25 protein-coding genes are annotated in these 26,900 nt (G+C 57.8%); 22 read left to right on the plus strand and 3 right to left on the minus strand.

The window, feature by feature from the left end; translation table 11 throughout:
* Nucleotides 1-178 precede the first annotated feature (178 nt).
* The 18 genes from ndk to IWX87_RS14195 all read left to right on the plus strand — a co-directional run bounded on the left by ndk (nucleotide 179) and on the right by IWX87_RS14195 (nucleotide 18,328).
* Complete coding sequence (ndk, locus tag IWX87_RS14110; protein ID WP_196864167.1) at nucleotides 179-604, plus strand: nucleoside-diphosphate kinase; 426 nt, start codon at nucleotides 179-181, stop codon at nucleotides 602-604.
* Between the two features lie 79 nt (nucleotides 605-683).
* Nucleotides 684-1,832 (plus strand): 23S rRNA (adenine(2503)-C(2))-methyltransferase RlmN, encoded by a 1,149-nt coding sequence (rlmN, locus tag IWX87_RS14115; protein WP_196864168.1) that lies wholly within the window; start codon nucleotides 684-686, stop codon nucleotides 1,830-1,832.
* Nucleotides 1,829-2,638, plus strand: a complete 810-nt coding sequence (gene pilW, locus IWX87_RS14120) for a type IV pilus biogenesis/stability protein PilW (RefSeq protein WP_196864169.1) — start codon at nucleotides 1,829-1,831, stop codon at nucleotides 2,636-2,638. The genes rlmN and pilW overlap by 4 nt, the downstream gene beginning before the upstream one ends.
* Nucleotides 2,631-3,545, plus strand: a complete 915-nt coding sequence (locus IWX87_RS14125) for a helix-turn-helix domain-containing protein (protein ID WP_196864170.1) — start codon at nucleotides 2,631-2,633, stop codon at nucleotides 3,543-3,545. Before pilW ends, IWX87_RS14125 begins: the two co-directional genes overlap by 8 nt.
* Nucleotides 3,545-4,819 (plus strand): flavodoxin-dependent (E)-4-hydroxy-3-methylbut-2-enyl-diphosphate synthase, encoded by a 1,275-nt coding sequence (gene ispG / locus IWX87_RS14130; protein WP_196864171.1) that lies wholly within the window; start codon nucleotides 3,545-3,547, stop codon nucleotides 4,817-4,819. The genes IWX87_RS14125 and ispG overlap by 1 nt, the downstream gene beginning before the upstream one ends.
* 5 nt (nucleotides 4,820-4,824) lie before the next feature.
* Nucleotides 4,825-6,195: a histidine--tRNA ligase gene (gene hisS, locus IWX87_RS14135; protein ID WP_196864172.1), complete on the plus strand. Its 1,371-nt coding sequence runs from the start codon at nucleotides 4,825-4,827 to the stop codon at nucleotides 6,193-6,195.
* 72 nt (nucleotides 6,196-6,267) lie between these two features.
* Entirely contained in the window at nucleotides 6,268-6,960 is a 693-nt protein-coding gene (locus IWX87_RS14140) for a tetratricopeptide repeat protein (protein ID WP_196864173.1), read from the plus strand.
* The gene (gene bamB / locus IWX87_RS14145; RefSeq protein WP_196864174.1) at nucleotides 6,957-8,102 is read left to right on the plus strand and encodes an outer membrane protein assembly factor BamB; all 1,146 of its coding nucleotides are present in this window, start codon (nucleotides 6,957-6,959) and stop codon (nucleotides 8,100-8,102) included. The genes IWX87_RS14140 and bamB overlap by 4 nt, the downstream gene beginning before the upstream one ends.
* A gap of 35 nt (nucleotides 8,103-8,137) precedes the next feature.
* Nucleotides 8,138-9,475: a ribosome biogenesis GTPase Der gene (gene der, locus IWX87_RS14150; protein WP_196864175.1), complete on the plus strand. Its 1,338-nt coding sequence runs from the start codon at nucleotides 8,138-8,140 to the stop codon at nucleotides 9,473-9,475.
* Between the two features lie 57 nt (nucleotides 9,476-9,532).
* On the plus strand, nucleotides 9,533-9,802 hold the full coding sequence (gene hfq, locus IWX87_RS14155) for an RNA chaperone Hfq (RefSeq protein ID WP_196864176.1): 270 nt from the start codon (nucleotides 9,533-9,535) through the stop codon (nucleotides 9,800-9,802).
* Between the two features lie 17 nt (nucleotides 9,803-9,819).
* Nucleotides 9,820-10,971: a GTPase HflX gene (hflX, locus tag IWX87_RS14160; protein ID WP_196864177.1), complete on the plus strand. Its 1,152-nt coding sequence runs from the start codon at nucleotides 9,820-9,822 to the stop codon at nucleotides 10,969-10,971.
* A gap of 65 nt (nucleotides 10,972-11,036) precedes the next feature.
* Nucleotides 11,037-12,431 carry an FtsH protease activity modulator HflK gene (hflK, locus tag IWX87_RS14165; RefSeq protein WP_196864178.1) on the plus strand — a complete coding sequence of 465 codons (1,395 nt, stop codon included), beginning with the start codon at nucleotides 11,037-11,039 and terminating at the stop codon, nucleotides 12,429-12,431.
* 11 nt (nucleotides 12,432-12,442) lie between these two features.
* Nucleotides 12,443-13,348, plus strand: a complete 906-nt coding sequence (gene hflC, locus IWX87_RS14170) for a protease modulator HflC (RefSeq protein WP_196864179.1) — start codon at nucleotides 12,443-12,445, stop codon at nucleotides 13,346-13,348.
* Nucleotides 13,349-13,496: 148 nt separating this feature from the next.
* The gene (locus IWX87_RS14175) at nucleotides 13,497-14,666 is read left to right on the plus strand and encodes an ATP phosphoribosyltransferase regulatory subunit (RefSeq protein ID WP_196864180.1); all 1,170 of its coding nucleotides are present in this window, start codon (nucleotides 13,497-13,499) and stop codon (nucleotides 14,664-14,666) included.
* Between the two features lie 92 nt (nucleotides 14,667-14,758).
* Nucleotides 14,759-16,099, plus strand: coding sequence for an adenylosuccinate synthase (locus IWX87_RS14180; protein WP_196864181.1), 1,341 nt, complete (start codon nucleotides 14,759-14,761; stop codon nucleotides 16,097-16,099).
* A gap of 77 nt (nucleotides 16,100-16,176) precedes the next feature.
* Nucleotides 16,177-16,701, plus strand: coding sequence for a phosphoribosyltransferase (locus IWX87_RS14185; protein ID WP_196864182.1), 525 nt, complete (start codon nucleotides 16,177-16,179; stop codon nucleotides 16,699-16,701).
* Nucleotides 16,702-16,889: 188 nt separating this feature from the next.
* Complete coding sequence (locus tag IWX87_RS14190; RefSeq protein WP_196864183.1) at nucleotides 16,890-18,110, plus strand: PLP-dependent transferase; 1,221 nt, start codon at nucleotides 16,890-16,892, stop codon at nucleotides 18,108-18,110.
* A gap of 26 nt (nucleotides 18,111-18,136) precedes the next feature.
* Nucleotides 18,137-18,328 (plus strand): hypothetical protein, encoded by a 192-nt coding sequence (locus tag IWX87_RS14195; protein ID WP_196864184.1) that lies wholly within the window; start codon nucleotides 18,137-18,139, stop codon nucleotides 18,326-18,328.
* A 121-nt stretch (nucleotides 18,329-18,449) separates the two neighbouring features.
* Here the strand turns inward: IWX87_RS14195 and mnmH are convergent, their stop codons facing one another.
* Together mnmH and IWX87_RS14205 are read right to left on the minus strand one after the other, a co-directional pair.
* Nucleotides 18,450-19,508 carry a tRNA 2-selenouridine(34) synthase MnmH gene (mnmH, locus tag IWX87_RS14200; protein ID WP_196864185.1) on the minus strand — a complete coding sequence of 353 codons (1,059 nt, stop codon included), beginning with the start codon at nucleotides 19,506-19,508 and terminating at the stop codon, nucleotides 18,450-18,452.
* Nucleotides 19,505-20,119: an arylesterase gene (locus tag IWX87_RS14205; protein ID WP_196864186.1), complete on the minus strand. Its 615-nt coding sequence runs from the start codon at nucleotides 20,117-20,119 to the stop codon at nucleotides 19,505-19,507. The genes mnmH and IWX87_RS14205 overlap by 4 nt, the downstream gene beginning before the upstream one ends.
* 100 nt (nucleotides 20,120-20,219) lie before the next feature.
* Between IWX87_RS14205 and IWX87_RS14210 the strand changes: the two genes are divergently transcribed.
* Both IWX87_RS14210 and rlmB read left to right on the plus strand, forming a co-directional pair.
* On the plus strand, nucleotides 20,220-20,960 hold the full coding sequence (locus tag IWX87_RS14210) for an ABC transporter ATP-binding protein (RefSeq protein ID WP_196864187.1): 741 nt from the start codon (nucleotides 20,220-20,222) through the stop codon (nucleotides 20,958-20,960).
* 131 nt (nucleotides 20,961-21,091) lie between these two features.
* Entirely contained in the window at nucleotides 21,092-21,844 is a 753-nt protein-coding gene (rlmB, locus tag IWX87_RS14215; protein ID WP_196864188.1) for a 23S rRNA (guanosine(2251)-2'-O)-methyltransferase RlmB, read from the plus strand.
* A 27-nt stretch (nucleotides 21,845-21,871) separates the two neighbouring features.
* Here the strand turns inward: rlmB and IWX87_RS14220 are convergent, their stop codons facing one another.
* Nucleotides 21,872-22,759 (minus strand): LysR family transcriptional regulator, encoded by an 888-nt coding sequence (locus tag IWX87_RS14220; protein WP_196864189.1) that lies wholly within the window; start codon nucleotides 22,757-22,759, stop codon nucleotides 21,872-21,874.
* A gap of 98 nt (nucleotides 22,760-22,857) precedes the next feature.
* Between IWX87_RS14220 and IWX87_RS14225 the strand changes: the two genes are divergently transcribed.
* Nucleotides 22,858-24,420 (plus strand): NADH-quinone oxidoreductase subunit L, encoded by a 1,563-nt coding sequence (locus IWX87_RS14225; RefSeq protein ID WP_196864190.1) that lies wholly within the window; start codon nucleotides 22,858-22,860, stop codon nucleotides 24,418-24,420.
* On the plus strand, nucleotides 24,417-26,897 hold the full coding sequence (locus tag IWX87_RS14230) for a YbcC family protein (RefSeq protein WP_196864191.1): 2,481 nt from the start codon (nucleotides 24,417-24,419) through the stop codon (nucleotides 26,895-26,897). The genes IWX87_RS14225 and IWX87_RS14230 overlap by 4 nt, the downstream gene beginning before the upstream one ends.
* Nucleotides 26,898-26,900 lie beyond the last annotated feature (3 nt).

Consider the following 26,900-nt stretch of genomic DNA (forward strand, 5'->3'; position numbering starts at 1 on the left):
ATTTGATACTGTAAATTAGATGATTGGCCAGAATGAATACGTTCCACAGCTTGTGCGGCACAAGACCATTTTGCTGACTTGCCCTTGAAGAGGTAACCCAGCGGGTTAAAATCATGGGCTTTATTCAGTCCCTGAATAATTTTAAAACTTAATAACTCCAATATCTTTAGGAATAAACATGGCCATCGAACGCACACTCTCCATCATCAAGCCTGACGCTGTCGCCAAAAATGTGATTGGTCAAATCTATGCGCGTTTTGAAGCCGCCGGCCTGAAGGTCGTCGCTGCCAAAATGGTTCACCTGTCGCAAGGCGAAGCCGAAGCCTTTTACGGCGTGCACAAAGCCCGTCCCTTCTTCAAGGACCTGGTGTCTTTCATGATTTCCGGCCCGGTGATGATCCAGGCGCTCGAAGGCGAAGGCGCTGTGCTGAAGAACCGTGACCTGATGGGCGCGACCGACCCCAAGAAGGCCGATGCCGGCACCATTCGTGCTGACTTTGCCGACAGCATTGATGCCAACGCCGTCCATGGTTCCGACGCTGTCGAAACCGCCAAGGAAGAAATCGCTTTCTTCTTTGCCGGCCTGAACGTTTACTCGCGTTAATGCGTAACGTCCCCATGCTTTGCCACCCTTTGACGGGGTCGCCGCTTGTGTGGGGCGACCTGATGCATCGTTGCCTGCAATGACTGTCAATCTTCTCGATTTCGATCTGGAGGGCATGGCAGCGTTTTGCGAACAGCTGGGCCAGAAGCGCTTTCGCGCGACACAGCTGTTTCGCTGGATTCACCAAAAAGGGGCCTCCGATTTTGAGCAGATGACCGACTTGGCCAAAGCGCTGCGCGACAAGCTTGCCGTCTCAGCCAACATCACGGGCCCCAAAGTGGTCTCGCGCCACGAGTCAACCGACGGCACCATCAAATGGCTGTTTGACGTGGGTGCTGGCGATGTGATTGAAACGGTTTTCATTCCTGAAGCTGACCGTGGCACGCTGTGTATTTCATCTCAGGCGGGGTGCGCCGTGGGTTGCCGTTTTTGTTCGACCGGTCACCAGGGCTTTAGTCGCAACCTGACGACCGGCGAAATCATTTCCCAGTTGTGGTTTGCCGAGCACTTTTTACGCAAGCATTTGTCTAAGGACGAACGCGTCATTTCCAACGTCGTCATGATGGGCATGGGCGAGCCATTGCAGAACTATTCGCAGTTACTGCCGGCGCTCAAGACCATGCTGGATGACCACGGTTATGGCTTGTCGCGTCGCCGCGTCACGGTGTCGACATCCGGCGTGGTGCCGATGATCGACCGCCTGGCCCGCGATTGCCCGGTCGCCCTGGCCGTTTCGCTCCATGCGCCGTACGATGCGCTGCGCAGCGACCTGGTTCCGCTGAACAAAAAGTACCCGATTGCCGAATTGCTTGAAGCCTGCACACGCTACCAGTCGGCCGCGCCCCGCGATTTCATTACGTTCGAATATTGCATGCTGGATGGCGTCAATGACCAGCCCGAGCATGCGCGTCAGCTTGTGGCCTTGATGAAGACCCACGCTGCAAATGGCCTGTCATGCAAGTTCAATCTCATTCCCTTCAATCCCTTTCCTGCTTCCGGTCTGGTCCGCTCGCAAATGCCACAGGTCTTGGCGTTTGCCAGAATCCTGATAGATGCCGGTATCGTGACCACCGTGCGTAAAACGCGCGGCGATGACATTGATGCAGCTTGCGGTCAGCTGGCGGGCGATGTACAGGATCGCACTGGCGTGGAGCAGCGCATGGCGGCACAGCGGCTGGGCAGGCTGGCCGGCATCAAGGTCGTGGTGATGAACAAGGATGCGGCATGACAAAGATTAGGGCCCATGCCTGGATATTTGCCTGCTGGACAGCCATGCTGCTGGGCGGCTGTGCCAGTCAACCTGGTTATGTCGAAGGTCTGGGCAACCGAACCGACCTGATTACCGATTCCGATGAAACCGAACTGCGTCGTCGTGCACGCTTGCGTGTTGAACTGGCCAGCGGTTATTTTGAACAGGGCCAAACCAAGGTGGCACTGGATGAAATAAAACAGTCGCTGGCAACCGATCCAAACTTTGTCGATGCATACAACCTGCGGGGGCTGATCTATATGCGTCTCAATGACATTCCGCTCGCAGAAGACAGTTTTCGGCGCGCGCTTGCGTTAAACGCGCGCGATGCCAGTGTGGCCCATAACTATGGATGGATGCTTTGCCAGCAGGCACGCTATCCAGAGTCGTTCAAATTGTTGGCCCAGGCAGCCAGCAACCCGACCTACACGGGGAAAGCCAAGACTCTGATGGCCTTGGGTGTTTGTCAAGTGAATGCCGGGCAGTTAAGTGAAGCTGAACAAAGCTTCATGCATTCCTACGAACTGGATGCCGGCAACCCCGTGACAGGCTACAACCTGTCCAAGCTGCTGTATGCGCGTGGCGATTTGACACGCGCTCAGTTCTACATACGCCGCTTGAACAATAGTGAGCTGGCCAATGCCCAGACGCTCTGGCTGGGCATCAAGACTGAGAAAAAGCTGAACAATCAGGAAGCAATGGTGCAACTCGCAAGTCAGTTGAAGAAACGCTTTGCGCAGTCTCATGAGGCTGCTGCATATGAAAAGGGCCTGTTCAATGAGTAAGGATGAAGCGCTAGTTGACCCAGCCATTGCGTTAAATCAAGATTCGGCAAGCGCGCAGGACACCGCTGGTGCCATGCTTCGCACTGCCCGTCAATCGCAGGGTCTGGACATCGCCACACTGGCAGCACTGTTGAAGGTTCCGGTTCACAAACTTCAGGCGCTTGAGCAGGACAAGCCTGAGCTTTTGGCCGATCCGGTGTTTGCACGAGCGTTGGCCGCCAGCATGTGTCGAATTCTCAAACTGGAAGCCGGCCCCGTGCTTCATCGGCTGCCTGCAATTGCCGCATTCAAGGTAACTTCCCAGAACCGGGGGATCAACATCTCGTTTCGTGCCCGACCCGGCAAAAATGCGCTTTCATTTTGGTCCAGTATTTCGCGACCAGCCGTGCTTCTGGGTCTGGTTTTGCTGCTTGGCGCACTCTTGTTGATGTTCTTGCCGTCCATCCAGAAAGAAATTTCCAGATACCGGCAGGCAGGCCAGTTTGAAACTGCTACGGGTCAGGCGGTGGGCTCTGCTGCGGCCACAACGACCGTAATAACTCCCACATTTGCAGGTAACGATGTTTCCGGCGTATCTTCGGATGCTGCGCTAACGCCTGCTGAGACCCCTTTAACTTCGTTGGAAACGGGGGGTCTGCCGATGGCAACAAACGCTGACTCCACTCCTGTTGATCCCCCAATAACGATCAATGCAAAAGGTTCATCGAAAATCAAGGTGACAGATGCCAGTGGAACGGTAATTTTTGACCGTTCACTTCGCGCAGGGGAGTCTGTCAGCCTCTCGGGCGTACTGCCGCTGGGCGTGGTGGCGAGCCGTGCCAACGTCATACAGGTGCAGATACGTGGCCAGGCCTTTGATCTTGCCAGCGTTACCAAAAACAACATTGCCCGTTTCGAGGTGAAATAGTGCAAAACTGCCTTCCCATCATTTCTGCTTTTCCAAAGCCGCATCATTCCATCCAGTCCCGGGTCGTCTGGGGCTCGCGCGTGGTTACTGTTGGCGGCGATGCGCCGGTGCGTATTCAGTCAATGACCAATACCGACACCGTGGACGCTGTTGGCACGGCCATACAGGTCAAGGAACTGGCCATGGCCGGTTCTGAAATGGTCCGCATCACTGTCAACACGCCTGAAGCTGCCGCCGCAGTTCCCTATGTCCGTGAGCAGCTTGACCGCATGGGGGTCGATGTCCCCCTCATTGGCGATTTTCACTTCAACGGCCACCGCCTTCTGACAGATTACCCGGCCTGTGCGCAGGCGCTTTCCAAGTACCGGATCAACCCGGGAAACGTTGGCAAAGGCAACAAGCGCGATGCCCAATTCGGCCAGATGATCGAAGCCGCCATGCGCTGGGACAAGGTCATCCGCATCGGCGTCAACTGGGGCAGTCTTGACCAGGAATTGCTTGCCGTCATGATGGATGAAAACAACCTTCGCAGCACACCTTGGGATGCCCGGCAGGTGATGTACGAAGCGCTGATCACCTCGGCAATTGATTCCGCCAAGCGGGCCGAAGAAATGGGCATGCGGCGTGACCAAATTATCCTGTCCTGCAAGGTCAGCGGCGTCCAGGACCTGGTGTCGGTGTACCGGGAACTGTCCCGGCGGACCGATCACACGCTTCATCTGGGACTGACCGAGGCAGGCATGGGTACAAAGGGAACGGTCGCTTCAGCCACTGCGCTCTCCATCTTGTTGCAGGAAGGCATTGGCGACACGATTCGTGTTTCCCTGACGCCGCAGCCCGGCGAGGCGCGGACGCAGGAAGTGGTCATTGCTGCCGAAATCTTGCAGGCACTGGGTTTGCGGACCTTTGTTCCCAGCGTGACGGCATGCCCCGGTTGCGGTCGCACCACCAGCACCACCTTCCAGGAGCTGGCCAAGCAGATCGACGATTTTCTGCGCGCCCAGATGCCCGTCTGGCGCGAGCAGTACCCGGGTGTCGAAGGCCTGCGCGTGGCTGTCATGGGCTGCATTGTCAATGGCCCTGGCGAAAGCAAGCATGCCGATATTGGCATCAGTCTTCCCGGATCGGGCGAAGCTCCGGCTGCGCCCGTGTTTATCGATGGTGAAAAAAGACTGACCCTGCGCGGCGACAACATTGCGCAGGAGTTTCAGGTGATTGTTGAAAACTACATAGAAAAACGCTTTGGCTCGGCTACGCTGGCCCAGGTTTCCTGAACGACATGCCTGAAAAATTGAATGCCGATCCGGCAGAAAAAACCTTGCCGATCAAAATCGAGAAACTTGCCGCCGTCAAGGGCATGAACGATATCCTGCCACCGGACTCGGCGCGCTGGGAGTGGCTGGAGGGCAAGGTTCGTGACCTGATGGCGCGTTATGCCTACCGCAACATCCGCACGCCGATTCTGGAGCACACCCAGCTCTTCGTGCGCGGCATTGGCGAAGTCACTGACATTGTCGAAAAGGAAATGTATTCCTTTGAAGATCGCTCGGACAAGCATGGCGACCACGACCACCTGACGATGCGTCCGGAAAATACCGCCAGCGTGGTGCGTGCCGTGACAGAGCACAACTTGCTGTACGACGGTGGCAAGCGGCTCTACTACATGGGGCCGATGTTTCGCCGCGAGCGGCCGCAACGCGGTCGCTACCGCCAGTTTCACCAGATCGGTGCTGAAGCGCTGGGGTTTGCAGGCCCGGAAGTGGATGCCGAACTGATCCTGCTGGCTGCAGCGCTCTGGAAGGAACTGGGCCTGAGTGACTGGCGTCTGGAAATCAACAGCCTAGGCCAGCCCGACGAGCGCGCTCAACACCGCACGCAACTGATCGCGCACTTTGAACAACACGCGGACTTGCTCGACGAAGAGGCGAAAAGGCGCCTGCATAGCAATCCTCTGCGAATTCTTGACACCAAGAATCCGGCAATGAAGTCGGTGGTGGAAAGCGCTCCGCGCCTGATAGATTTTCTCGGCGCGCAGTCGCTGGCGCATTTTGACGGTCTCAAGGCTATTCTGGACGCCAACGGGATTGCCTGGACCGTCAATCACCGGCTGGTGCGCGGGCTGGACTATTACAACCTGACCGTCTTTGAATTCGTCACCGACCGGCTGGGCGCGCAGGGCACCATTTGCGCAGGCGGCCGTTACGACGACCTGATCGCGCAGATGGGTGGCAAACCGGCGCCTGCCGTCGGCTGGGCGCTGGGTGTCGAGCGTGTGCTCGAACTCATCAAGGAAGAGGGTGCTTTCGGCGAACTTCCGGTGCCCGACGTTTATGCGGTGGTTCCTGAAATCTCGGCTCTCCCGATCGTGATGAAAACCCTGCAGGCTCTGCGAAGTGCCGGAGTCAGCGTACAGATGCACGCCAGCGCGACCTCGGGCGGCATGGGCAGCATGAAGTCGCAGTTCAAGCGCGCCGATGCAAGTGGCGCACGATTTGCACTGATTTTTGGCGCGACCGAACTTGCCGAAGGCCGTGTAGCGGTCAAACCGCTCCGCGGCGATAAAGACGGGTTGGCCGATGGCCAGTCGCTTCAAACGCTGGATGACATAGATGCATGGGCAGACATGCTGCTCACCGGCTCCGCGATTTGAGCAGCAGTTCAGCGCTCTACAATCCTTTTTCAATTTAGCCTGTCAGTATTGGCTAAAAACTCCCGGAAATTTATGGCAAAGCACCTTGATTTGGAAGAACAGGAACAGCTTGACGAGATCAAGCATTTCTGGAAGCAGTACGGCAATCTGATCACCTGGGTGCTGATTGTCGTTTTAGGCGCATTTGCATCCTGGAACGGATACCAGTATTGGCAGCGCAGCCAGGCGGCTAAGGCCTCGGTGATGTTCGACGAGATTGAACGCGCCATCGTGTCGGGTGACACCGAACGAATTGACCGTGCGCTGGCTGACATGAAAGACCGTTTCGCCAGCACCACATATGCCCAGCAGGCCGGCCTTCTGGTCGCCAAGGCGCATCACGACAAAGGCAATGCCGATGCAGCCCGTGCAGCGCTGGTCTGGGTGGCCGACAAGGCATCCGATCCTGGCTACCAGGCAGTTGCCAGACTTCGGCTCGCCGGACTGCTGCTTGAAAAGAAATCGTATGAAGAAGCCTTTCAGCAGCTTTCCGCTGCTTTTCCGAAAAACTTCGAAGCGCTGGTGGCTGACCGGCGTGCAGACATCCTGATGGTACAAGGCAAAAAAGCCGAAGCCAGAGCCGAATACGAAAAGGCCTGGAAGGCTTTTGACGAGCGTACCGAATACCGTCGCCTAGTCGAGGTCAAGCTCAATGCGCTGGGTGTTGATCCCACCGCTGGCCAGGTCAAGCTGTCGACTGCTGAAAATGCAGGAGCAAACAAATGAAAATTCAGTCTTTTTGGTCATTGGCGCTTGCCGGGCGTGCACCTATAGCTATTATTAGCGTAGCGCTTCTGACGGGTTGTTTCGGGGGTGTTAAAAAGCCCCAACCCACGGAGCTTCAACCGGTGACGGCGCTGGTTTCCGTGCGTCAAAGCTGGACCCAGCGCATTGGTCCGGTTAATTTTCCGCTTGATGTCGGTGTTGCCGGTAGTGGTGTGGCTGTTGCCAGCGATGACGGAACGGTTGCCCTTTTTGATGCCCAGACCGGCCGCGAGGTCTGGCGCCTGGCATTGAAGACGCCGATTGCCGCTGGCGTTGGAAGCGATGGCAAGGTGCTTGCCGTCATCACCAAAGACAACGAAGTCATTGCCATGCAGGCTGGACGCGAGTTGTGGCGTCAAAAGCTCACTGCCCAGGCGTTCACCGCCCCGTTCGTGGCAGGTGAGCGCGTGTTTGTTCTGGCGGCTGATCGTTCGGTCAATGCCTTTGACGGGCAGACCGGCAGAAAGCTGTGGACACAGCAACGTTCAAGTGAACCACTGGTACTGCGCCAGTCCGGCGTGCTGCTGGCCGTTGGGGACACGCTGGTGGTTGGTCTGGCCGGTCGACTGGTAGGAATGAACCCGTCGACTGGCGGCATTCAGTGGGAGGCCCCCGTCGCCACACCACGGGGTATCAATGACATTGAGCGGCTTGTTGACTTGGTCGGCAGCGTCAGCCGGGTCGGTGACAACGTCTGTGTACGGGCGTTCCAGTCCAGCATCGGCTGTGTGAATACCACCCGTGGCAATCTGCTATGGACCCGTCCTGCCAATGGCGTACAAGGTATCAATGGCGATGACCGGCTGCTGTTTGGCACCGAAGCTGATGGAACCGTACTGGCTTGGAAGCGCAGTGACGGCGAACGTGTCTGGTCCACGGAGCGCCTGCGCTACCGGGGGTTGACTGCACCGTTTCTCGCTGGCCGCTCTGTAGTGATTGGCGATGCCGCTGGCTTCATCCACCTGCTGTCGCGTGAAGACGGCTCTCTTCTCAACCGCATTGGCACCGATGGATCGCCCATTTCCGCTTCCCCGGTGCTGGCAGGCAATACCTTGGTTGCCGTCACCCGCAACGGTGGCATTTACGGCTTTCAGCCCGAATAACGGCATCTGCGCCAGAAACTGATCTACTCATTTTGATGAAACCTGTCATTGCCCTAGTTGGCCGCCCGAATGTTGGCAAGTCAACCCTTTTTAACCGGTTGACCAAGACGCGGGATGCGATCGTGGCCGACTATGCCGGTCTGACGCGTGATCGCCATTACGGTAACGGGAAACTGGGTCCCCATGAGTACATCGTCATTGACACCGGAGGCTTCGAGCCAGATGCCGTCACCGGCATCTACAAGGAAATGGCCAGGCAGACTCGCCAGGCTGTAGCCGAGTCCGATGTGGTGATTTTCGTGGTCGATGCCCGTGCCGGCATCAGTGCCCAAGACTATGACATCGCCAAATACCTGCGAAAGCTTGGAAAGCCAACCGTGCTGGCAGCCAACAAGGCCGAGGGCTTGCCCGAAGGCACGCAGGTTTCAGAGTTCTTCGAACTGGGGCTTGGCGAAATGCTGGCAGTGTCTGCATCACACGGGCAAGGCATGCGAATGCTGGTTGACCTGGCGCTGGCGCCTCTCAACCTGCCCGATCCGTCGGAATCAATTGAACAGGAAGACCCTGCGGTCATCAAGTTGGCAGTGGCAGGCCGGCCCAATGTCGGCAAATCAACCTTGATCAACACCTGGCTTGGAGAAGAGCGGCTGGTGGCATTTGACTTGCCCGGTACCACCCGCGATGCTATTTCAGTGCCTTTCGAGCATGCAGGCCAGCGGTTCGAGCTTATCGACACTGCAGGGCTTCGTCGTAAAGGCAAAGTTTTCGAGGCAATCGAGAAATTTTCCGTTGTCAAGACACTGCAGGCGATTGAAAACGCCAATGTCGTGTTGCTGCTGCTTGATGCTACTCAAGGCGTGACGGACCAGGATGCACACATTGCGGGTTATATCCTTGAAAGCGGTCGGGCGGTGGTGCTGGCTGTGAATAAATGGGATGCGGTGGATGCCTACCAGCGCGAATTGCTGCAGCGCTCGATTGAAACGCGGCTTGGTTTTCTGAAGTTCGCATCCATCCATCATATTTCGGCCATCAAGCGGCAGGGACTGGGACCTGTCTGGAAATCCATCATTCAAGCGCATGCTTCAGCGAATCGCAAGATGTCCACACCAGTCTTGACCCGTTTGCTGATGGAGGCTGTGCAGTTTCAGCAACCCCAGCGTTCAGGCGTTTTTCGTCCCAAGTTGCGCTACGCCCACCAAGGTGGCATGAACCCGCCCATCGTGATCGTTCACGGCAATTCGCTGGAGCATGTGACCGAATCTTACAAGCGCTATCTTGAGGGCCGCATTCGCAAAGAGTTTGATTTGGTCGGAACGCCTTTGCGTATTCAGCTCAAAAGCCAGCACAATCCTTTCACGGACAAGGAATAGACCTAATATTACAAGGCCACGTAAACCGCTGTGGTATGGTCAAACTCTTACTAACTCTTGAACACGGAAAATATCGTGAGCAATAATAAAGGCCAGCTTTTGCAGGACCCATTTCTCAACACCTTGCGTCGCGAGCATGTTCCTGTATCGATCTATTTGGTCAACGGCATCAAGCTTCAAGGTCAGATTGAATCGTTCGATCAATATGTCGTCTTGCTTCGCAACACCGTCACACAGATGGTTTACAAGCATGCAATTTCAACCATCGTCCCAGGCCGAGCCGTCAACTTTTCAGCGGCTGAATCCGAAGAAACTCCGACATCCTGAGAACCCACGAAGCCTCGGTGAAAATACAAACACTCGCCCTTCTGGTGGGGGTTGACCTGGGTCTACCCAACTTTGATACCGATTTGCTCGAGCTTGGTCTGCTGGCGCAAACCGCAGGTTTGGAGCCTGTGGCACGCATCACTTGCAAACGCAGGGCGCCAGATGCGGCACTTTTTGTCGGTTCGGGCAAAGCCGATGAAATCAAGATGTTGGCACTGGAGACAGGCGCCACTGAAGTCCTTTTTGACCAGTCACTCAGCCCGGCTCAGCAACGCAATCTCGAACGGCATCTGGAAATGCCCGTCAATGATCGAACCCTGTTAATTCTTGAAATTTTCGCTCAACGCGCCCGCAGCCATGAAGGCAAGCTTCAGGTAGAACTGGCGCGTCTGCAGTATGTTTCAACCCGACTCGTACGCCGTTGGTCGCATCTCGAGCGTCAGACTGGCGGCGCAGGAGTGCGAGGTGGTCCCGGTGAAAAGCAAATCGAACTGGACAAGCGCATGATTGGCGAAGCTATCAAGCGAACCAAGGAACGTTTGACCAAGGTCAAGAAGCAACGCCAGACGCAGCGAAAACAGCGTGAACGGCGAAATTCTTTTTCAGTTTCCCTGGTGGGATACACGAATGCAGGAAAATCCACCCTTTTCAATGCTTTGGTAAAAGCCCAGTCGTACACCGCCGATCAGCTCTTCGCAACGCTTGATACCACCACGCGACAGCTGTATCTTGGCGAAGCGGGTCGTTTCGCATCGCTGTCAGATACCGTAGGCTTCATTCGCGACTTGCCGCATGGGCTTATTGATGCGTTTGCAGCAACATTAAAGGAAGCGGTCGATGCGGATTTACTGCTTCATGTCGTCGATGCTTCCAATCCTGAATACCTTGAGCAAATAGAGCAAGTACAGCGCGTACTTTTCGAGATCGGTGCTGCGGATGTGCCGCAAATACTTGTGTTCAACAAGCTCGACGCTATTGAAAAAAGCAATCACCCCCTGCATCTTCAAGATAAGTTTGATCTCAGGGACGCATTTGAAGGCGCCAGCCGGAGTGTCGAGCGCGTATTCGTAAGTGCCAAAAGCGGTGAAAACTTGAATCTTCTGCGCGAATCGCTGGCGGTCCAAGGTTCACGCGCCGAGCCTGGCAATAGCCCCCAAACACCTCAATGATATTGCCCTGCCGGGCAATATCATTAGGCACAATGTAGGTGTAACAAAAAAGTGAGTTTTCTTCCATGAATTTGAATCCCGTGCTGCAAACGCTGACAAACTTTCCGGGTCGGCTTAGACAACGCGCCCAAGGAATATTCAATTTGAATGATCCGCGGTGGGGCCGGGATGAAGACAAGTCGTCGTCGGATGGCTCCAAGCCCGAGTCACCGCGCGAAGACCGTCAACCCCCCAAGCCACCCAATCGTCCGCAAGGCTCTAATCAGGGGCCGCCTGACCTTGACGAGTTGTGGCGTGATTTCAATAGAAAACTGGGTAATTTGTTTGGCGGCGCAAAGAACGGCGGCAACCGTGACGGATTTGGCGGTGGCGGAAACAAAGGCGGCGGCGGTTTTCAGCCTGACATGAAGAATGCAGGCATTGGCGTGGGCCTGATTGCTGGCGTGGTGGCATTGATATGGCTGGGCACCGGCTTTTTCATTGTGCAGGAAGGTCAACAAGCAGTTATCACCCAGTTTGGCAAATACCAATCTACGGTTGGCGCAGGCTTTAACTGGCGTCTGCCTTATCCGATACAGCGTCATGAGATTGTGGTGGTTACCCAGATTCGCTCTGTCGATGTGGGACGTGACACCATAATCAAGGCAACGGGGTTGCGTGATTCAGCGATGTTGACGGAAGACGAAAATATCGTCGAAATCAAGTTTGCGGTGCAGTATCGTCTGAACGATGCGCGGGCTTATTTGTTTGAAAGCAAAGATCCTGCAGCTGCAGTCGTTCAGGCTGCAGAAACTGCTGTACGCGAAGTCGTCGGCAAGATGAAAATGGACATGGCGCTGGCAGAAGAGCGTGACCAGATTGCCCCACGTGTTCGGGAGCTTATGCAAACGATCCTGGACCGTTACAAGGTTGGTGTCGAGGTGGTTGCCATTAACTTGCAGCAAAGTGGTGTCCGTCCTCCCGAGCAGGTTCAGGCCGCTTTCGATGATGTGCTGAAAGCTGGACAGGAGCGCGAGCGCGCAAAGAACGAAGCCCAGGCCTATGCCAACGACGTGGTTCCTCGAGCCGTGGGTTCGGCCTCCCGATTGAAAGAGGAGGCTGATGCATACAAAGCCCGTATCGTGGCGCAGGCCCAGGGTGATTCCAAGCGTTTTAGTTCGGTACTGACCGAATACCAGAAGGCTCCGCAGGTTACCCGGGACCGCATGTACACCGATGCCATGCAGCAGGTCTATACCAATGTGACCAAGGTCCTGGTGGAGTCACGTTCAGGCTCAAACCTGTTGTACCTGCCGCTTGACAAAATCATGCAAATGACCGGAACGGGTGGGGCAGGCACAACCAGTGATGCAACTACGCCTCTGTCCACGGTGCCTGCAGCGCAAGCACCGATGAATAGTGTGCCTGTGGACTCTCGGGCCCGGGATACTTCCCGCACCCGTGATCGTGAAACCCGCTAAGGAAAACAAAAGTGAATAGAGTTGGACTTGTCGTTTCTTCATTGCTGGTGCTTCTGGCATTGCTCAGTTCCACGCTGTTCGTGGTCGATCAGCGCCAGTTCGGCGTGGTGTATGCCCTTGGCCAAATCAAGGAAGTCGTTCTTGAGCCGGGCTTGAATTTCAAGCTTCCGCCTCCGTTTCAAAACGTTTCGTACATCGACAGGCGTTTGCTGACCTTGGACAGCACTGATTCCGAGCCCATGCTGACACTTGAAAAGCAGCGCGTGGTGATCGACTGGTACGTTCGCTGGCGCATCATCAACCCTTCCGAATACATCCGTAATGTCGGGCTGGACGAAAGGGCAGGTGCGAACCAATTGAATCGCGTGGTTCGTAATGCGTTCCAAGAGGAAATCAACCGGCGGACTGTCAAGGATCTGCTTTCACTCAAGCGCGAAGCACTGATGGCTGACGTCAAGAAAGAAGTGCTGAGCGTGGTGCGGGGAGCCAAGCCTTGGGGTATCGATGTGATCGATGTGCGGATTACCCGCGTCGATTACGTCGAAGCCATTACCGAATCTGTTTACCGCCGCATGGAGGCCGAGCGCAAGCGGGTGGCCAACGAGTTGCGATCGACCGGCGCAGCAGAAGGTGAAAAAATTCGTGCAGATGCCGACCGGCAACGTGAGGTCACCATTGCCAATGCCTATCGTGATGCACAGAAGGTCAAGGGCGAAGGCGACGCCGAGGCGGCTCGCACTTTTGCCCAGGCCTTTGGTCAGGATCCGCAGTTTGCACAGTTTTATCGCAGCCTTGATGCATACAAAGCCAGTTTCAGCAAGAAAAGCGATGTGATGGTGGTCGACCCGTCTTCGGACTTTTTCAAGGCCATGCGGGGACCGAACACTGGCGGCGCTTCAGGGGCTAATTCCCGTTAAGTAGTCTTCATATTGGGGAATCCAGGCAATCTGGATTGTCTTCACCCACAGGCGGTGGTCAACAGAAAAAGGGCGGTCTGCCCTTTTTCTGTTTTCGATCCATCCCGTGCCGGTAAAATCCTGCTTTTAACAGCTTACAAAATCTACAATGCCCGCTTGGTCGTCATCTTGGCAATTGCCTGATCAAATTGCCGATGTCCTGCCTTCCGAGGCGCGTCACATCGAAGAGCTACGCCGTCTGTTTCTGGACGCCGCCTGTAGCTACGGTTACGAACTCGTCATTCCACCGCTGCTGGAACATCTGGAATCGTTGTTGACTGGAACTGGCGAAGCCTTGGGCCTGCAGACCTTCACGCTGGTCGATCAGCTCTCGGGTCGCACTCTGGGGTTGCGTGCCGACACCACCCCCCAGGTTGCGCGCATCGACGCGCACCTGCTCAACCGCAGTGGCGTGGCGCGTCTTTGCTATTGCGGCCCGGTTCTGCATACGCGTGCAGACCGGCCACATGCGACCCGCGAGCCGTTGCAATTCGGCGCTGAAATCTATGGTCATGCCGGCCCGGAAGCAGACCTGGAAGCCCAGCGGCTTGCCCTGAATTGCTTGAAAGCTTCTGGCGTTACCGACTTGATGCTGGACATGGCCGACGTGCGAATTGTTTCCAGTCTGCTGGCCGGATCCAGCCTGGATGCATTGACGCTTGCACGCATCCATGCCGCTCTGGCTGCCAAAGATGCAGGCGAACTCAATATCCTGTTGGGCGAACTCAACGGCAGCTTGTCATCAGAAGCTCGCGAAGGCATGCTGGCATTATTGCAACTGTACGGCGACGAACATGTGTTGCTTGAGGCTGAAAAAGTCCTTCCGCCCATGCCTGGCGTGCATGAAGCGCTACAGAATTTAAAGTGGCTAGCATCGCATGCGACTGACGTCAGGGTCAGCTTTGATTTGGCTGACCTGCGGGGCTATGCTTATTACACGGGCACACGGTTTGCCATTTATGGCCAAGGCGCCGAACTGGCGCGCGGCGGCCGTTACGACGAGGTTGGTGCGGTCTTCGGTCGCAACCGACCGGCTGCGGGTTTCAGCCTTGATCTGAAAGAGCTGGTCAGTGTGCTGCCGCCTCGCCCTTTGAAGACGGCTATTTGTGCGCCTTGGGGCAATGATGTCACGCTCGTTGCTGCCATCGCCCGGTTGCGTGCCGGCGGTGAAACCGTGACTTGCGTGCTGCCCGGCCATGAAAATGAAGTCAATGAATTTGACTGCGACCGGGAGCTGGTGTTGAACACTGGCCGCTGGGTGGTCCAGGCCCGCGCCTGAGCCTGAGCCGCATCGACCATCGGCAAAAATGTCGTGCGCAGGGACTGGCCCGGCGGCGGATTTATCCATTTGATCCTTAACGAGAACTGAAGATGACAAACAAACCAAGCGCAGCTCCCGGCCGCAATGTCGTGGTCGTGGGTACCCAGTGGGGTGACGAAGGCAAGGGCAAGCTTGTTGACTGGCTGACCGAAATGTCGCAAGGCGTTGTGCGCTTCCAAGGCGGCCACAATGCAGGCCATACGCTGGTCATTAATGGCGTCAAGACCGCTTTGCACCTGATTCCGAGCGGCATCATGCGCCCCGGCGTGAAGTGCTACATCGGCAATGGCGTGGTGCTTTCAGCGGCCAAGCTTTTCGAGGAAATCGAAGGGCTGGAAAAAGCCGGCGTCGAGGTGCGTTCGCGCCTGCGCATCAGCGAAGCCTGTCCGCTGATCCTGCCTTTCCACGCGGCCATCGATATTGCCCGTGAAGCTTTTCGCGAAAAAGGCGGTATTGAGAAAATCGGTACGACGGGCCGCGGTATCGGGCCAGCTTATGAAGACAAGATTGCCCGCCGCGCGCTGCGCGTGCAGGACCTGAAATACCCCGAACGCTTTGCCGCCAAGCTGCGCGAACTGCTGGACCTGCACAACTTTGTGTTAACTGGCTATCTGAATGCGCCAGCGGTTGACTTCGACACGGTGTATGACGAAGCGATGCGCCATGCCGAACTGCTCAAGCCGATGATGGCCGACGTGTCGCGTGAACTCAATGACGCGCACCAGGCCGGCGCCAATCTGCTGTTTGAAGGTGCGCAGGGCACGCTGCTTGACGTGGACCATGGCACCTATCCCTATGTGACCTCCAGCAACTGTGTTGCCGGCAATGCGTCGGCCGGTGCCGGCGTCGGACCGGGCATGTTGCATTACATCCTGGGCATCACCAAGGCCTATTGCACCCGCGTGGGCGGCGGGCCGTTTCCGACCGAACTCGACTGGGAAGTGGAAGGCACGCCGGGCTACCACATGAGCACCGTGGGCGCCGAAAAAGGCGTGACCACCGGGCGCAGCCGCCGCTGTGGCTGGTTTGATGCGGCGCTGCTCAAGCGCTCGGCCCAGGTCAATGGCCTGTCGGGCCTGTGTATCACCAAACTTGACGTGCTCGATGGCCTTGACGAGTTGAAGCTGTGTACGGGTTACGAGCTTGACGGCCTGACCACCGACATTTTGCCTATGGGCGCCGACGACATTGCCCGCTGTGTGCCGATTTATGAATCCATGCCGGGCTGGAGCCAGAGCAGCGTGGGCGTGACCCAATACGATCAGCTGCCGCCTGCCGCTCAGCGCTACCTTGAGCGGATCGAAGAAGTCACAGGTGTGCCGGTTCACATGATTTCGACCAGTCCGGACCGCGACCACACTATCTTGCTTCGCAACCCCTACGCCCTCTAAAACTTTAAATTTTAGACAAACAGGCTGCTTGCGCAATAACCATAAGCGCTTGCAGCTATTAAATCAGGAGCAATTTCATGTTGACCGAAGACGGCAAGCATCTCTATGTCAGCTATGACGAATACCACAACCTGATTGAAAAACTGGCCATCAAGATCCACCAGTCTGGATGGCAGTTCGACACCATCCTGTGCCTGGCGAGGGGCGGCATGCGGCCTGGGGACATCCTGTCGCGTATTTTTGACAAACCGCTGGCCATCATGTCCACCAGTTCCTACCGCGCCGATGCCGGCACGGTGCAGGGAAAGCTGGACATTGCCCACTACATCACCACGCCCAAGGGCGAGATCGCCGGCAAGGTGCTGCTGGTCGATGACCTGGCCGATTCGGGCCATACCCTGAATGCGGTGATTGAACAGCTTCGCAACAATTACAAGCCGATCACCGAACTGCGCAGTGCCGTGATCTGGACCAAGGGTGTTTCGACCTTCCAGGCGGACTATTCGGTCGAGACGCTGTCAACCAACCCGTGGATTCACCAGCCCTTCGAAAGCTACGACGCGCTTTCGCCATTGCAATTGATAGACAAATGGCGCGTGTAGTTGCCCCCGCGGTCGCTCACTTCGTGTAGCTTCCTGCCCCCCGAGGGTGCCACTGCGCCTGCGGACTGGCAAAGCCAGATCCGTGGCCCCTGCTGAAATTAAGCCGGAGCCCCCGCTATCACTGCATTCCTATGTGCGGTTGTCGGGAGGGCTCTTCGTCGACTTGGGCTTGTCGCTATTATTGGAGCATGAGCGAACTCTCCACCACACTGATCCACCATCCCTACACGCCACCGACAGGCTTCGAGTCGGTTTCCCCTCCGGTTTACAAAGCCTCGACGATCATCTTTCCCAGCGTGGCTGCTTTGCGCCGCCGTGACTGGAAGCACAAGACCGGCTACACCTACGGACTGCACGGAACGCCGACCACTTTCACGCTGGAAGAACGCATCGCAACGCTGGAGGGCGGCAGGTTTTGCACACTGGTTCCGAGCGGCTTGGCTTCCGTGGTGCTGGTGGACATGGCCCTGCTGAAGGCGGGTGACGAAGTCCTGATACCGGACAATGCCTATGGCCCGAACAAGGCCTTCGCGCAGTCTGAACTGGCGTCTTGGGGCATCAGCTGCCAGTTTTACGACGCCATGAATCCGGCTGATCTGGCCGTACGGCTGAATGCGCGTACCCGCCTGGTCTGGCTGGAGGCCCCCGGCTCCATCACGCTGGAGTTTCCGGACATTCCCGCGCTGGTGGCCGCCGTCAAGACGCACAACGCATCCGGTACAGCGCATCCCCTGTCCGCCATCACGGCGCTCGACAACACCTGGGGCGCAGGTCTTGCGTTCAATGCCTTCACGCTGGGCGCAGACATCTCGGTACAGGCCCTGACCAAATACCCGAGCGGCGGCGCCGATGTGTTGATGGGTTCGGTGGTGACGAACAACGAAGCACTCCACCAGTTGGTGCATTTTTGCCATATGCGTGTCGGTTATGGCGTTAGCGGCAATGATGCTGAACTCGTGCTGCGCGGCTTGAACAGCATGGCCCTGCGCTATGCCGCGCAGGATGCCGCCACGCGCCAGCTCGCCACCTGGTTGCGGGACCAGCCGCAGATTGCCGCCGTGCTGCACCCGGCCTTGCCCGATTCGCCAGGCCATGCCGAATGGAAGCGCGACTGCCAGGGCGCGGCTTGCCTGTTCAGCGCTGTCTTCAAGCCGGAATTCACCACTGTGCAGATCGACCGTTTTTGCGACACCCTGCAACTTTTCAGCCTCGGCTACAGCTGGGCCGGGCCGATGAGCCTGTGCGTGCCGTATGACATGCCGGCACTGCGTGTCGTACGCCCCTGGCCTTACCCGGGCGGGCTGGTGCGCTTTTCCGTTGGCCTGGAAGCCGTTGCGGACTTGCAGGCCGACTTGGCCCATGCGCTGGCCGGCCTTAACGAAACGCCAGATGGCAATGCATTACAGTAAGGGTTACCTATTCACGAAAGCAAGCTGTGGCAACTCCTAATTACTCCTATGAAAAGCGTCAGAAGGAGCTGGCGAAAAAACGCAAGAAAGAAGACAAACTCAAGCGCAAGGGTGAAGGCAAGCCGGAAGACGGCGATGTGTCCAGTGACGGCGCGCCGGATCAGGACAACATCAGCGAAGCGCAAATTGGCATACCACCTGCCGGCTCTCCTCCTTGAGCGAAAAATTCAAAAAAATAGCTATCTGGCGCAATGTGAATATGCGCAAGTAGCTATTGATTTGATAGTAAGTTGATGGTCAACCCGGCACTATCCTCATTGGTGATGCCGGGTTTTTTCGTTACGCCTTGGCCAGCATCAAACTGGCAAGTTCGGTCATGGCTTGAACACTGTGGTCGCGCGGCGCCAAAGATTGCGCTGTTTTGTATTGGATGAAATTGCGCTGCATCGACTGCAGGTAGCCCGGGTCGTAGTGATTGATCAGCAATTCGAGCACCACTGACGCCACATCGCCACCGCGCGCGCGCGCCTGCCAGTCAAGAACCGTGGCCTTGCCGCGTGCCTCTGTCAAGGCGTCGAGCCGGTCGCAGAAGAAATCGATGTCGCGGACAAAAAAATCATAGTCTTCTAGCAACAGCGCTACCCGCTCGGGCTCCGGCAGGTTCAGTTGCAGGCAGGGACTGGCGCGCATGGCGGCAATCAGCCCTTCGGGCACGGCCACATTGCCAACCTTTTTGCTCTCGCTTTCAATATAGACCGGCCGCGCTGCATCGAAGCTGCGCAGCGCCGTCCAGATGCGGCGGTCATAGGCTTTCTGGCTGGGCTGGGCCACCCCGGGTATCAAGCCGAGCACCGAACTGCGGTGGTTGGCCAGCGCTTCCAGGTCGAGCACCTGCGCGCCCTGCGCTGCCAGCGCCTGCAGCAGCCGCGTCTTGCCCGAACCCGTAGGGCCGCACACCACGCGGTAGTGGTGCTGCACCGCAAGTTGCGGGAGGTCCGCTACCAGCGCTGCACGAAAGGCTTTGTAGCCACCGTCAACCAGTGTCACCTTGAAGCCGATCTGGTCCAGAATCAGCGCCAGTGAACCGCTGCGCTTGCCGCCGCGCCAGCAATACACCAGCGGCTGCCATTCACGGGGCTTGTCAAGCACCTCGCTATGGATGTGCTCGGCGATGTTTTTGGCGACCAGCGCCGCGCCCAGCTTCTTGGCCTCGAACTGGCTGATCTGCTTGTATTGGGTGCCGACGATCTTTCGCTCGTCGTCGTGCAGGCTGGGCCAGTTCACAGCGCCTGGCAGGTGGTCTTCGGCATATTCACCCTCGGAGCGGGCGTCGATGACGGTGGAAAACTGGCTCAATCGGGCCAGGGCGTCTTCGGCAGAAATGCGGTCAAGGCTCACGGGATGATTTTCTTCAGTTCTGGCCAGACATTGGCCAGCATTCTGGCTTGCGATGACGCGTTGGGGTGGATGCGGTCGGCCTGGAAATTGTCCGCGGCGTTGTCGCCATCGGCAATGCCCTTGAGGAAAAACGGCACGAGTGCGACTTTTTCTTCCTTGGCGACTTTCGAGAATAGGCCTGAAAAGGTGGTGGCATAGGCGCTGCCATAGTTGGGCGGCACCTCCATGCCCAGCAGCAGCACGCGGGCACCGGATTTTTTGGACGCCTGCGTCATGGCGCTCAGGTTCTTGGCGGTCATGTCCAGCGGCAGCCCGCGCAGCGCGTCATTGCCGCCCAATTCGATCACCACGGTGGCAGGTTGGTACTGCGCCAGCAAAGCCGGCAAACGCGAACGCCCGCCCGAAGTGGTGTCGCCGCTGATGCTGGCATTGACCACACGGACGTTTTTGTTTTCGCTCGCCAACTGCTTTTCAAGCAACGGCACCCAGCCTGTGCCGCGCTTCAGGCCATATTCAGCGCTCAACGAGTCGCCGACGATGAGGAGGGTGGGCTGCGGTCTGGCCTCGGCCGGCGCCTGGGCAAAGGCCGGCACCGCCAGCACGGCGCTCATCAACAGGGTCCCCAAGGATTTAGCGCAATGGTTTCGCGTGGCCAGGCGAGGCTTGCTACAGTGGGCAGCAATCGATTTAACGTTTCCAAAAAAGGTTGACATGTTTGAACCTGTAGTTTCCGGTAGGGGTGAAGTGGCTTCCAGGCTGCCTGAATCAGGGGAGCCTGCCAGTTCTCCAATTGTTTGCGTTGAGCATGTTTTCAAGTCGGTCACCGACTCGACCGGCACCTTGACCATTTTGCGCGATATTGACTTTTCATTGAATCCGCGCGAAACCGCTGCCATTGTCGGTGCATCGGGCTCGGGCAAGAGCACGCTGCTGACGATCATTGCAGGGCTGGACACGCCCACGAGTGGCACCGTACGCCTGGCCGGCCAGGACATCTTTGCCATCAGCGAGGACGACCGCGCCGCCCTGCGGGCACAAAAAGTCGGTTTCGTGTTCCAGAGCTTCCAGCTCATGGCCAACCTGACGGCGCTTGAAAACGTCATGCTGCCGCTGGAGCTGTCCGGCATGAAGCACGCCCGGGCGCTGGCAACCGACATGCTCAAGCGGGTCGGCCTGGGCGAACGGCTCGGCCATTATCCCAAGGTGCTGTCGGGCGGCGAGCAGCAGCGGGTGGCGCTGGCACGCGCTTTTGTCGTCAAGCCGGCCGTGCTGCTGGCCGACGAGCCGACCGGCAGCCTGGACTTTGCCACCGGCGAAACCGTGATGGAACTGATGTTCGAGCTGAACCAGGAAATCGGGACCACGCTGGTGCTGGTCACGCACGACCCGGCGATTGCCGCGCGCTGTGAGCGGCGCATCACCATTGAAGCGGGGAAGATCGCTATTTCTTGAGGTAAAAAGGCCTCTGGCGCTTACCTGGTATGCGATATGTGCTATGCATAAAATAGCATGCAGTGCGTTGATGCCTTGCCCCCGCCAGGCCCGCGCGCAGCCTTCAAAATCTGTGCAGCGATAATTGGTGCATGTCTTCTTCTCCCCAAAAAGTTCTTTTCGGCTTCCATGCCGTCGGTGTCCGCCTCAAGACCGCGCCCAAGTCGGTTCTTGAGGTTTTTTATGATGTTTCGCGCCGCGATGCCCGCATGCGCCAGTTCACCGACCGCGTTCGTGAAGCCGGCGTTCGCATGGTCGAGTGTGATGGCCTGCGCCTGGCCAAGATGTGCGGCAGCCACGGCCATCAAGGCGTTGTCGCTCGCGTTGATGCGGTTGCGCAGGTTACCTCGCTCGATGAATTGCTTGAGCAATTAGAGGCGGCCGGCACCACCCAGCCTTTGCTGCTGGTACTTGACGGCGTGACCGATCCGCACAACCTGGGCGCCTGCCTGCGGGTGGCTGACGGTGCGGGTGCGCAGGCGGTGATTGCACCCAAGGACCATGCCGCCGGCATCAATGCCACCGTGTCCAAGGTCGCCAGCGGCGCGGCCGAAACCGTGCCGTATTTCATGGTGACCAACCTGGCGCGCACCCTGGGGGAATTGAAGGAACGCAACATCTGGTGCATCGGCACCAGCGACGACGCTGAAAAGACGATTTACGACGTGGACCTGACCGGCCCCGTGGCCTTGATCCTGGGCGCGGAAGGCGAGGGCATGCGCCAGTTGACCCGCAAGACCTGTGACGAACTGGTGCGCATTCCGATGCACGGTGCGGTAGAAAGCCTGAACGTGTCGGTCGCCAGCGGCGTGTGCCTTTACGAAGCGCTGCGTCAGCGCCGCTGAAAGCCAGCCGGACGGCCAAGCCAGTGGTTAGCCTGAAGTGCTTGTCAGCAATTTTTTCAGTACCGCCGACTGAAATTGCCGCTCGACGCTGATGGCATAAAAATTTTCATAAACCTTCGGCACCACGCAATATTGCTGCAACACACCGCTGTGCAGTTCGTCCTGCACGACCACGGCCGGTAACAGCGCCACGCCGCCTGAATCGCGGGCGAGCAAACGCAGCATCGCCATGTCATCGACTTCAGCAAATATGTTGACCTTGACCTGAAGGTGTTCGCAAAGCATGTCGAACTCGGTACGTATGTCGCTGCTGTGCCCGGGAAGCAAAAGCTTGACGCCGGGCAAATCATCGGGAAAGCGAAACGGACGCGACGCAGGGCGCGGCTTGCCCACCAGACAAACTGGCTGGCGCGCAACACGGCGGCATTGCCAGGCCTGTTCGGCGTCTGCGCTCACCGGGCGATTGGACAAGACGAGGTCAAGCTTGTGCACTGCCAGGCGTGGCAGCAACTCATCCAGGCTGCCTGACTCCAGCACCAGCTGCACATCTTCCATACCCATGATGGGGCGCAAAAAATTCTCCTGAAAATTGCGCGATACGTTGGCCACGCCTCCCACCTTGAGTCGCTGTATTTTCTGCCCCCCTCCAGCGGCCACCGCCGCCACCAGCTCGGTGCCGAGCGCAAAAATGCCGTCGGCGTATCCCAACACCACACGTCCCACTTCGGTCAGCTGCAGGCTGCGGCCCTGACGCAGGAACAGGGCATGTTCCATCTGCTCCTCAAGCTGGCGGATCTGGGACGACAGGGCTGACTGGGACACATGCAGCTGCTCGGCGACACGTGTCAGGTGCCCTTCCTTGGCAACCATCCAGAAATAGTAAAGATGACGGTAGTTAAGTCGGGAAAACGGCATGGTTCTGTTTTAAAGAATGATATTTAAAAATTTATCTATTTTACTTATTGCTGGCTTGAAGGCAAAGTCGCGCCATCTCAATCAACAGAAGGGGCTGGATGACCGAATTCAACAATGGCGTACTGCTTTGGTGTGTGCCGCTGATCTATGTGCTGGCCTGCATGCCGGTCGCGCTCGGTGCCGGAATTTTTCGTACATGGGTTGTAGCTGAAGGCGCAGCACTTGCCGCGCTTGCGATCGCGCTGGCCGCTGCTGTGCTGCAAGCACTCAGCAATTCGCACATCGACAAACTGGGACTGGCCATGCTGATGCTGGTCAGCCTGCTGGGCTGGGTGGTGATCCGCTATTCCCGGCGGTATCTGAACGGCGAGGAGGGGCAAAAGCGGTACGTGCTTGCCATGCTGCTGACTTTGGCATCCATCGGCGTCGTGGTGGTGACCAACAACCTGGGTGTGCTGGTGCTGGCATGGATTGCCAGCAGCATCACGCTGCACCATTTGCTGACCTTTTACCGCGACCGTCCTGCCGCGGTAGTGGTTGCGCATAAAAAGTTTATTGCCAGCCGCCTGGCCGAGGTGTGTCTGCTGGCTGCTTTGGCGCTGATTTATCGGGAAACCGGCACGCTTGAATTCCAAGGAATTTCCCATCACGTTCAGTCGGCCAATGCCCTGTCTGCGGCACTCAATACCGCCATGGCGCTGGTGGTGCTGGCGGTGATTCTCAAGTCAGCCCAGTTGCCTGTTCATGGCTGGCTGATTCAGGTAATGGAAGCGCCCACGCCGGTGTCGGCCCTGCTGCATGCGGGTATTGTCAATCTGGGCGGTTTTTTGCTGATTCGCCTGGCCGATGTCTTGTCGGTTTCGCCCACGGCGCAAACCTTGCTGGTCGTCGTTGGCAGCCTCAGTGCGGTGCTGGCCGGCCTGGTGATGATGACCCGCATCAGCATCAAAGTGCGCCTGGCCTGGTCAACCTGCGCGCAAATGGGCTTCATGCTGCTTGAATGCGGTCTCGGTCTGTATGAGCTGGCTTTCCTGCACCTGGTGGCGCATTCGCTCTACAAGGCCTATGCTTTTCTGGCTGCAGGCGAAGCCGTGCTGGACAGCCGCCGCCGTGCGTTTTATCCGTCCGAGGCCGGGCGTTCGCCTGCTACCCGCGCGGTGATGCGTCTTCTTTGCGTCCCGTTTGCCATTGTGCTGCTGGCTGGCAGCCTCGCAGTCTGGAAAATCGGCTTGCCTGGCCTGACGATTGCACCCGTAGCCATTCTGATTGTGGGGCTGGGTCTGGCGCCCTTGTTGTGGCGCGCCGATGGGTGGGGCATGGGCACGGTGCGCGGCGTCATCGCTATCCTGGTTCTAGGACAGTTCTACATTGCAGGGCATCTTGTCTTTGGCGCCTTGGTCAATACGCCGGTTGTTTCTGCACCGTTGCCATTGATTCTCTGGGCCGGCAGTTGCCTTCTATCGCTTTATCTGCTGCAAGTGTGGTTGCTCGCCTTCCCGAACGGGCAATTTTCCAAGGCCTTTTATCCATGGGCATATGCCGGCTTTTACCTTGACGCGCACTTTACGCGGCTGACGTTTCGTCTCTGGCCTATATCCCTGCCTGCAGTATTGCTGCGGCCCCCTTATTCAACTGCTGCACTGCTGAGCGAAAAATCATGAATGCTGTTTCCTCCTTGCTCCATCCGGTGAAGTCTTCTGTGGATCTGGCCGTCGATTCGGCCTGCCGCCTGATCGCACCAACCTGGCCCCTGGACCGCTTCATCGCAGTCAATCCATACTGGGGATGGGTTGACCGTCCCATTGAAGAGGCAGCCGGACAGCTAAATCAGTTGGGTGGCAGCCGCATGCACATGCCGCAGGCGTTCTATCGCGATGCCTGGAAGCGCCAGGCTTTTCAAACCGAACACCTGGCCCAGGCCATGGCGGAGGCAGGGGTGCCGGTGAACCCAACGGCAGTGATCGCCGCGCTTGATGGTGCGCAGGAATCGTCCGGCGCGCTTCCCTTGCTGTCGGACATGCACGACGCGCAACGCCATTTGGCACGCGAACCTGCCTGGTGCTCAACCATCACCCACCAGATCAGTCAGTTCTGCGCCGCGCATTTTGATGCCGAACAGGCCGACTGGCATCCCTCGCTGAGCAGCGGCTTGTATGCCGGGTGGCGCCATTCGATTGCACATGACCATGGCGTGGCGCTGTTGATGAAAGCGCCCGAAGTACTGCGACGTTCACAAGCGCTACCTGCCGATGCCCAGCAGGCGATTGCGTTTGTTCTTGATAAATTGGCCGTGCCTGCCGACGGCCTGAGTGACTTCCTGTGCGCTGTCTTGCAACGAATCAATGGATGGGCCTCCTGGTGCGCCTATTTGCGCTGGCAAGCGCGGCTCGAAGGCGAAGACGACAACCAAATCGTCGATCTGCTGGCGATTCGTCTTTCTTGGGAATATTTGCTGGACGATGGCTCGCGCGATGAACAATCTTCCTGGATGCGTTGGCGGAACGCCTGGCAAGGACCTCGCATTCGCAGCAGCCACACAGCACCGGACCACGCCGCGTTGCTGCATCGCGCGCTGGAAATAGCTTACCAAAAGCCGCTGGCTGCCGCATTGGCGAAGTCCTCTGCAGCTTCAACCGGGCACAGTTGCGCGGTTCAGGCGGTGTTTTGTATCGATGTTCGTTCAGAAGTGTTCAGGCGTGCGCTGGAAAGCGCTTGGCCCGACGTGCAGACGATGGGGTTTGCCGGTTTCTTTGGCCTGCCCATTTCTTATACGCCGCTGGGAACGACGGCGACGCGCCCTCAGCTGCCGGGGTTGCTGGCTCCCACCTTGTGCGTCACCGACTCGTGCGGCGGCAATGACCGTGACGCTGCGTTGGTCAAGGCCAGGCAGTCAAATTTTGCTGCCAAGCAAGCGTGGCAACCCTTTGAGCGCCTGCCGGGTTCGGCCTTTACGCTGGTGGAATCGATCGGTCTGGGTTACCTGGGCAAGCTGCTCAAGCGCAGCCTGCCTTCGAGCAGCGTTGCACCGCCTGCGGACCATGACGGCCTGGGTGCGCGTTACGCCGCGCGGCCTGTGCTGGTGGCGCAAGCAGATGACACGCTCGCGCAGCGTGTTTCTCTGGCTGAAGGCGTGCTCAAGGCAATGGGTTTGCGCTCGGGTTTTGCGCGCATGGTGCTGCTCGCAGGCCATGGCAGCCAGAGCGCCAACAACCCGCATGCGGCGGGGCTGGACTGCGGCGCCTGTTGCGGACAAACCGGAGAAGTCAATGCCCGCGCTTTGGCGTCGCTGCTGAACGACCCTGCGCTGCGGCAAGCCCTCTCCGAACGTCACCTCGTGGTTCCTGAAACGACGCACTTTCTGGCGGGCCTGCATAACACCACCACCGATGAGATGCAGCTCTATGACGTTGATCTGGTGCCTGCCAGCCACGCCCAAGACCTGACTCGTCTGCGCCAGACGCTGCTTGCAGCCGGTGCCAGGACACGTGCCGAACGCGCGCCTTTGCTGGGCCTGGGTGATCTGTGCGCGCAGCCTGATGCCTTGCTTTTAGCCCTGAAAAAAAGGGCCAATGACTGGGCGCAGACCCGACCGGAATGGGGGCTGGTCAACAATGCCGCCTTCATTGTCGCGCCACGTTCCCGCTCCCGTCACCTCAATCTGGCCGGTCGGTCCTTCCTGCACGACTACGACTGGCAGGGAGATGCCCAGGGCAGCATTCTTGAACTCATCATGACCGCGCCGATGGTGGTGACGCACTGGATCAACATGCAGTACTTTGCCTCGACCGTGGACAACGCGCGCTATGGCAGTGGCAACAAGGTGCTGCACAACGTGGTCGGCGGCCGTATTGGCGTGTTCGAAGGCAATGGGGGCGACCTGCGCATTGGCCTGCCATTGCAGTCCCTGCATGACGGCGAAAAATGGTTGCACACGCCGCTGCGCCTGTCGGTCTTTATCGAAGCCCCACGGGCCGGCATTGAAGCGGTCATGCGCAAGCATGAAACGGTACGCCAGTTGGTGGACAACCGCTGGCTTCACCTTTTTCGCATCGATCCGCAAACGAATGTTGTTGAGGCCTGGTCTGGCGGTCGCTGGCAAACCTGGGTGGCAGCTCCGGATTCGGCACGCGAATCTTGAGGG

Source organism: Polaromonas sp. CG_9.7 (assembly GCF_015752205.1).
GTDB lineage: Bacteria > Pseudomonadota > Gammaproteobacteria > Burkholderiales > Burkholderiaceae_C > Polaromonas.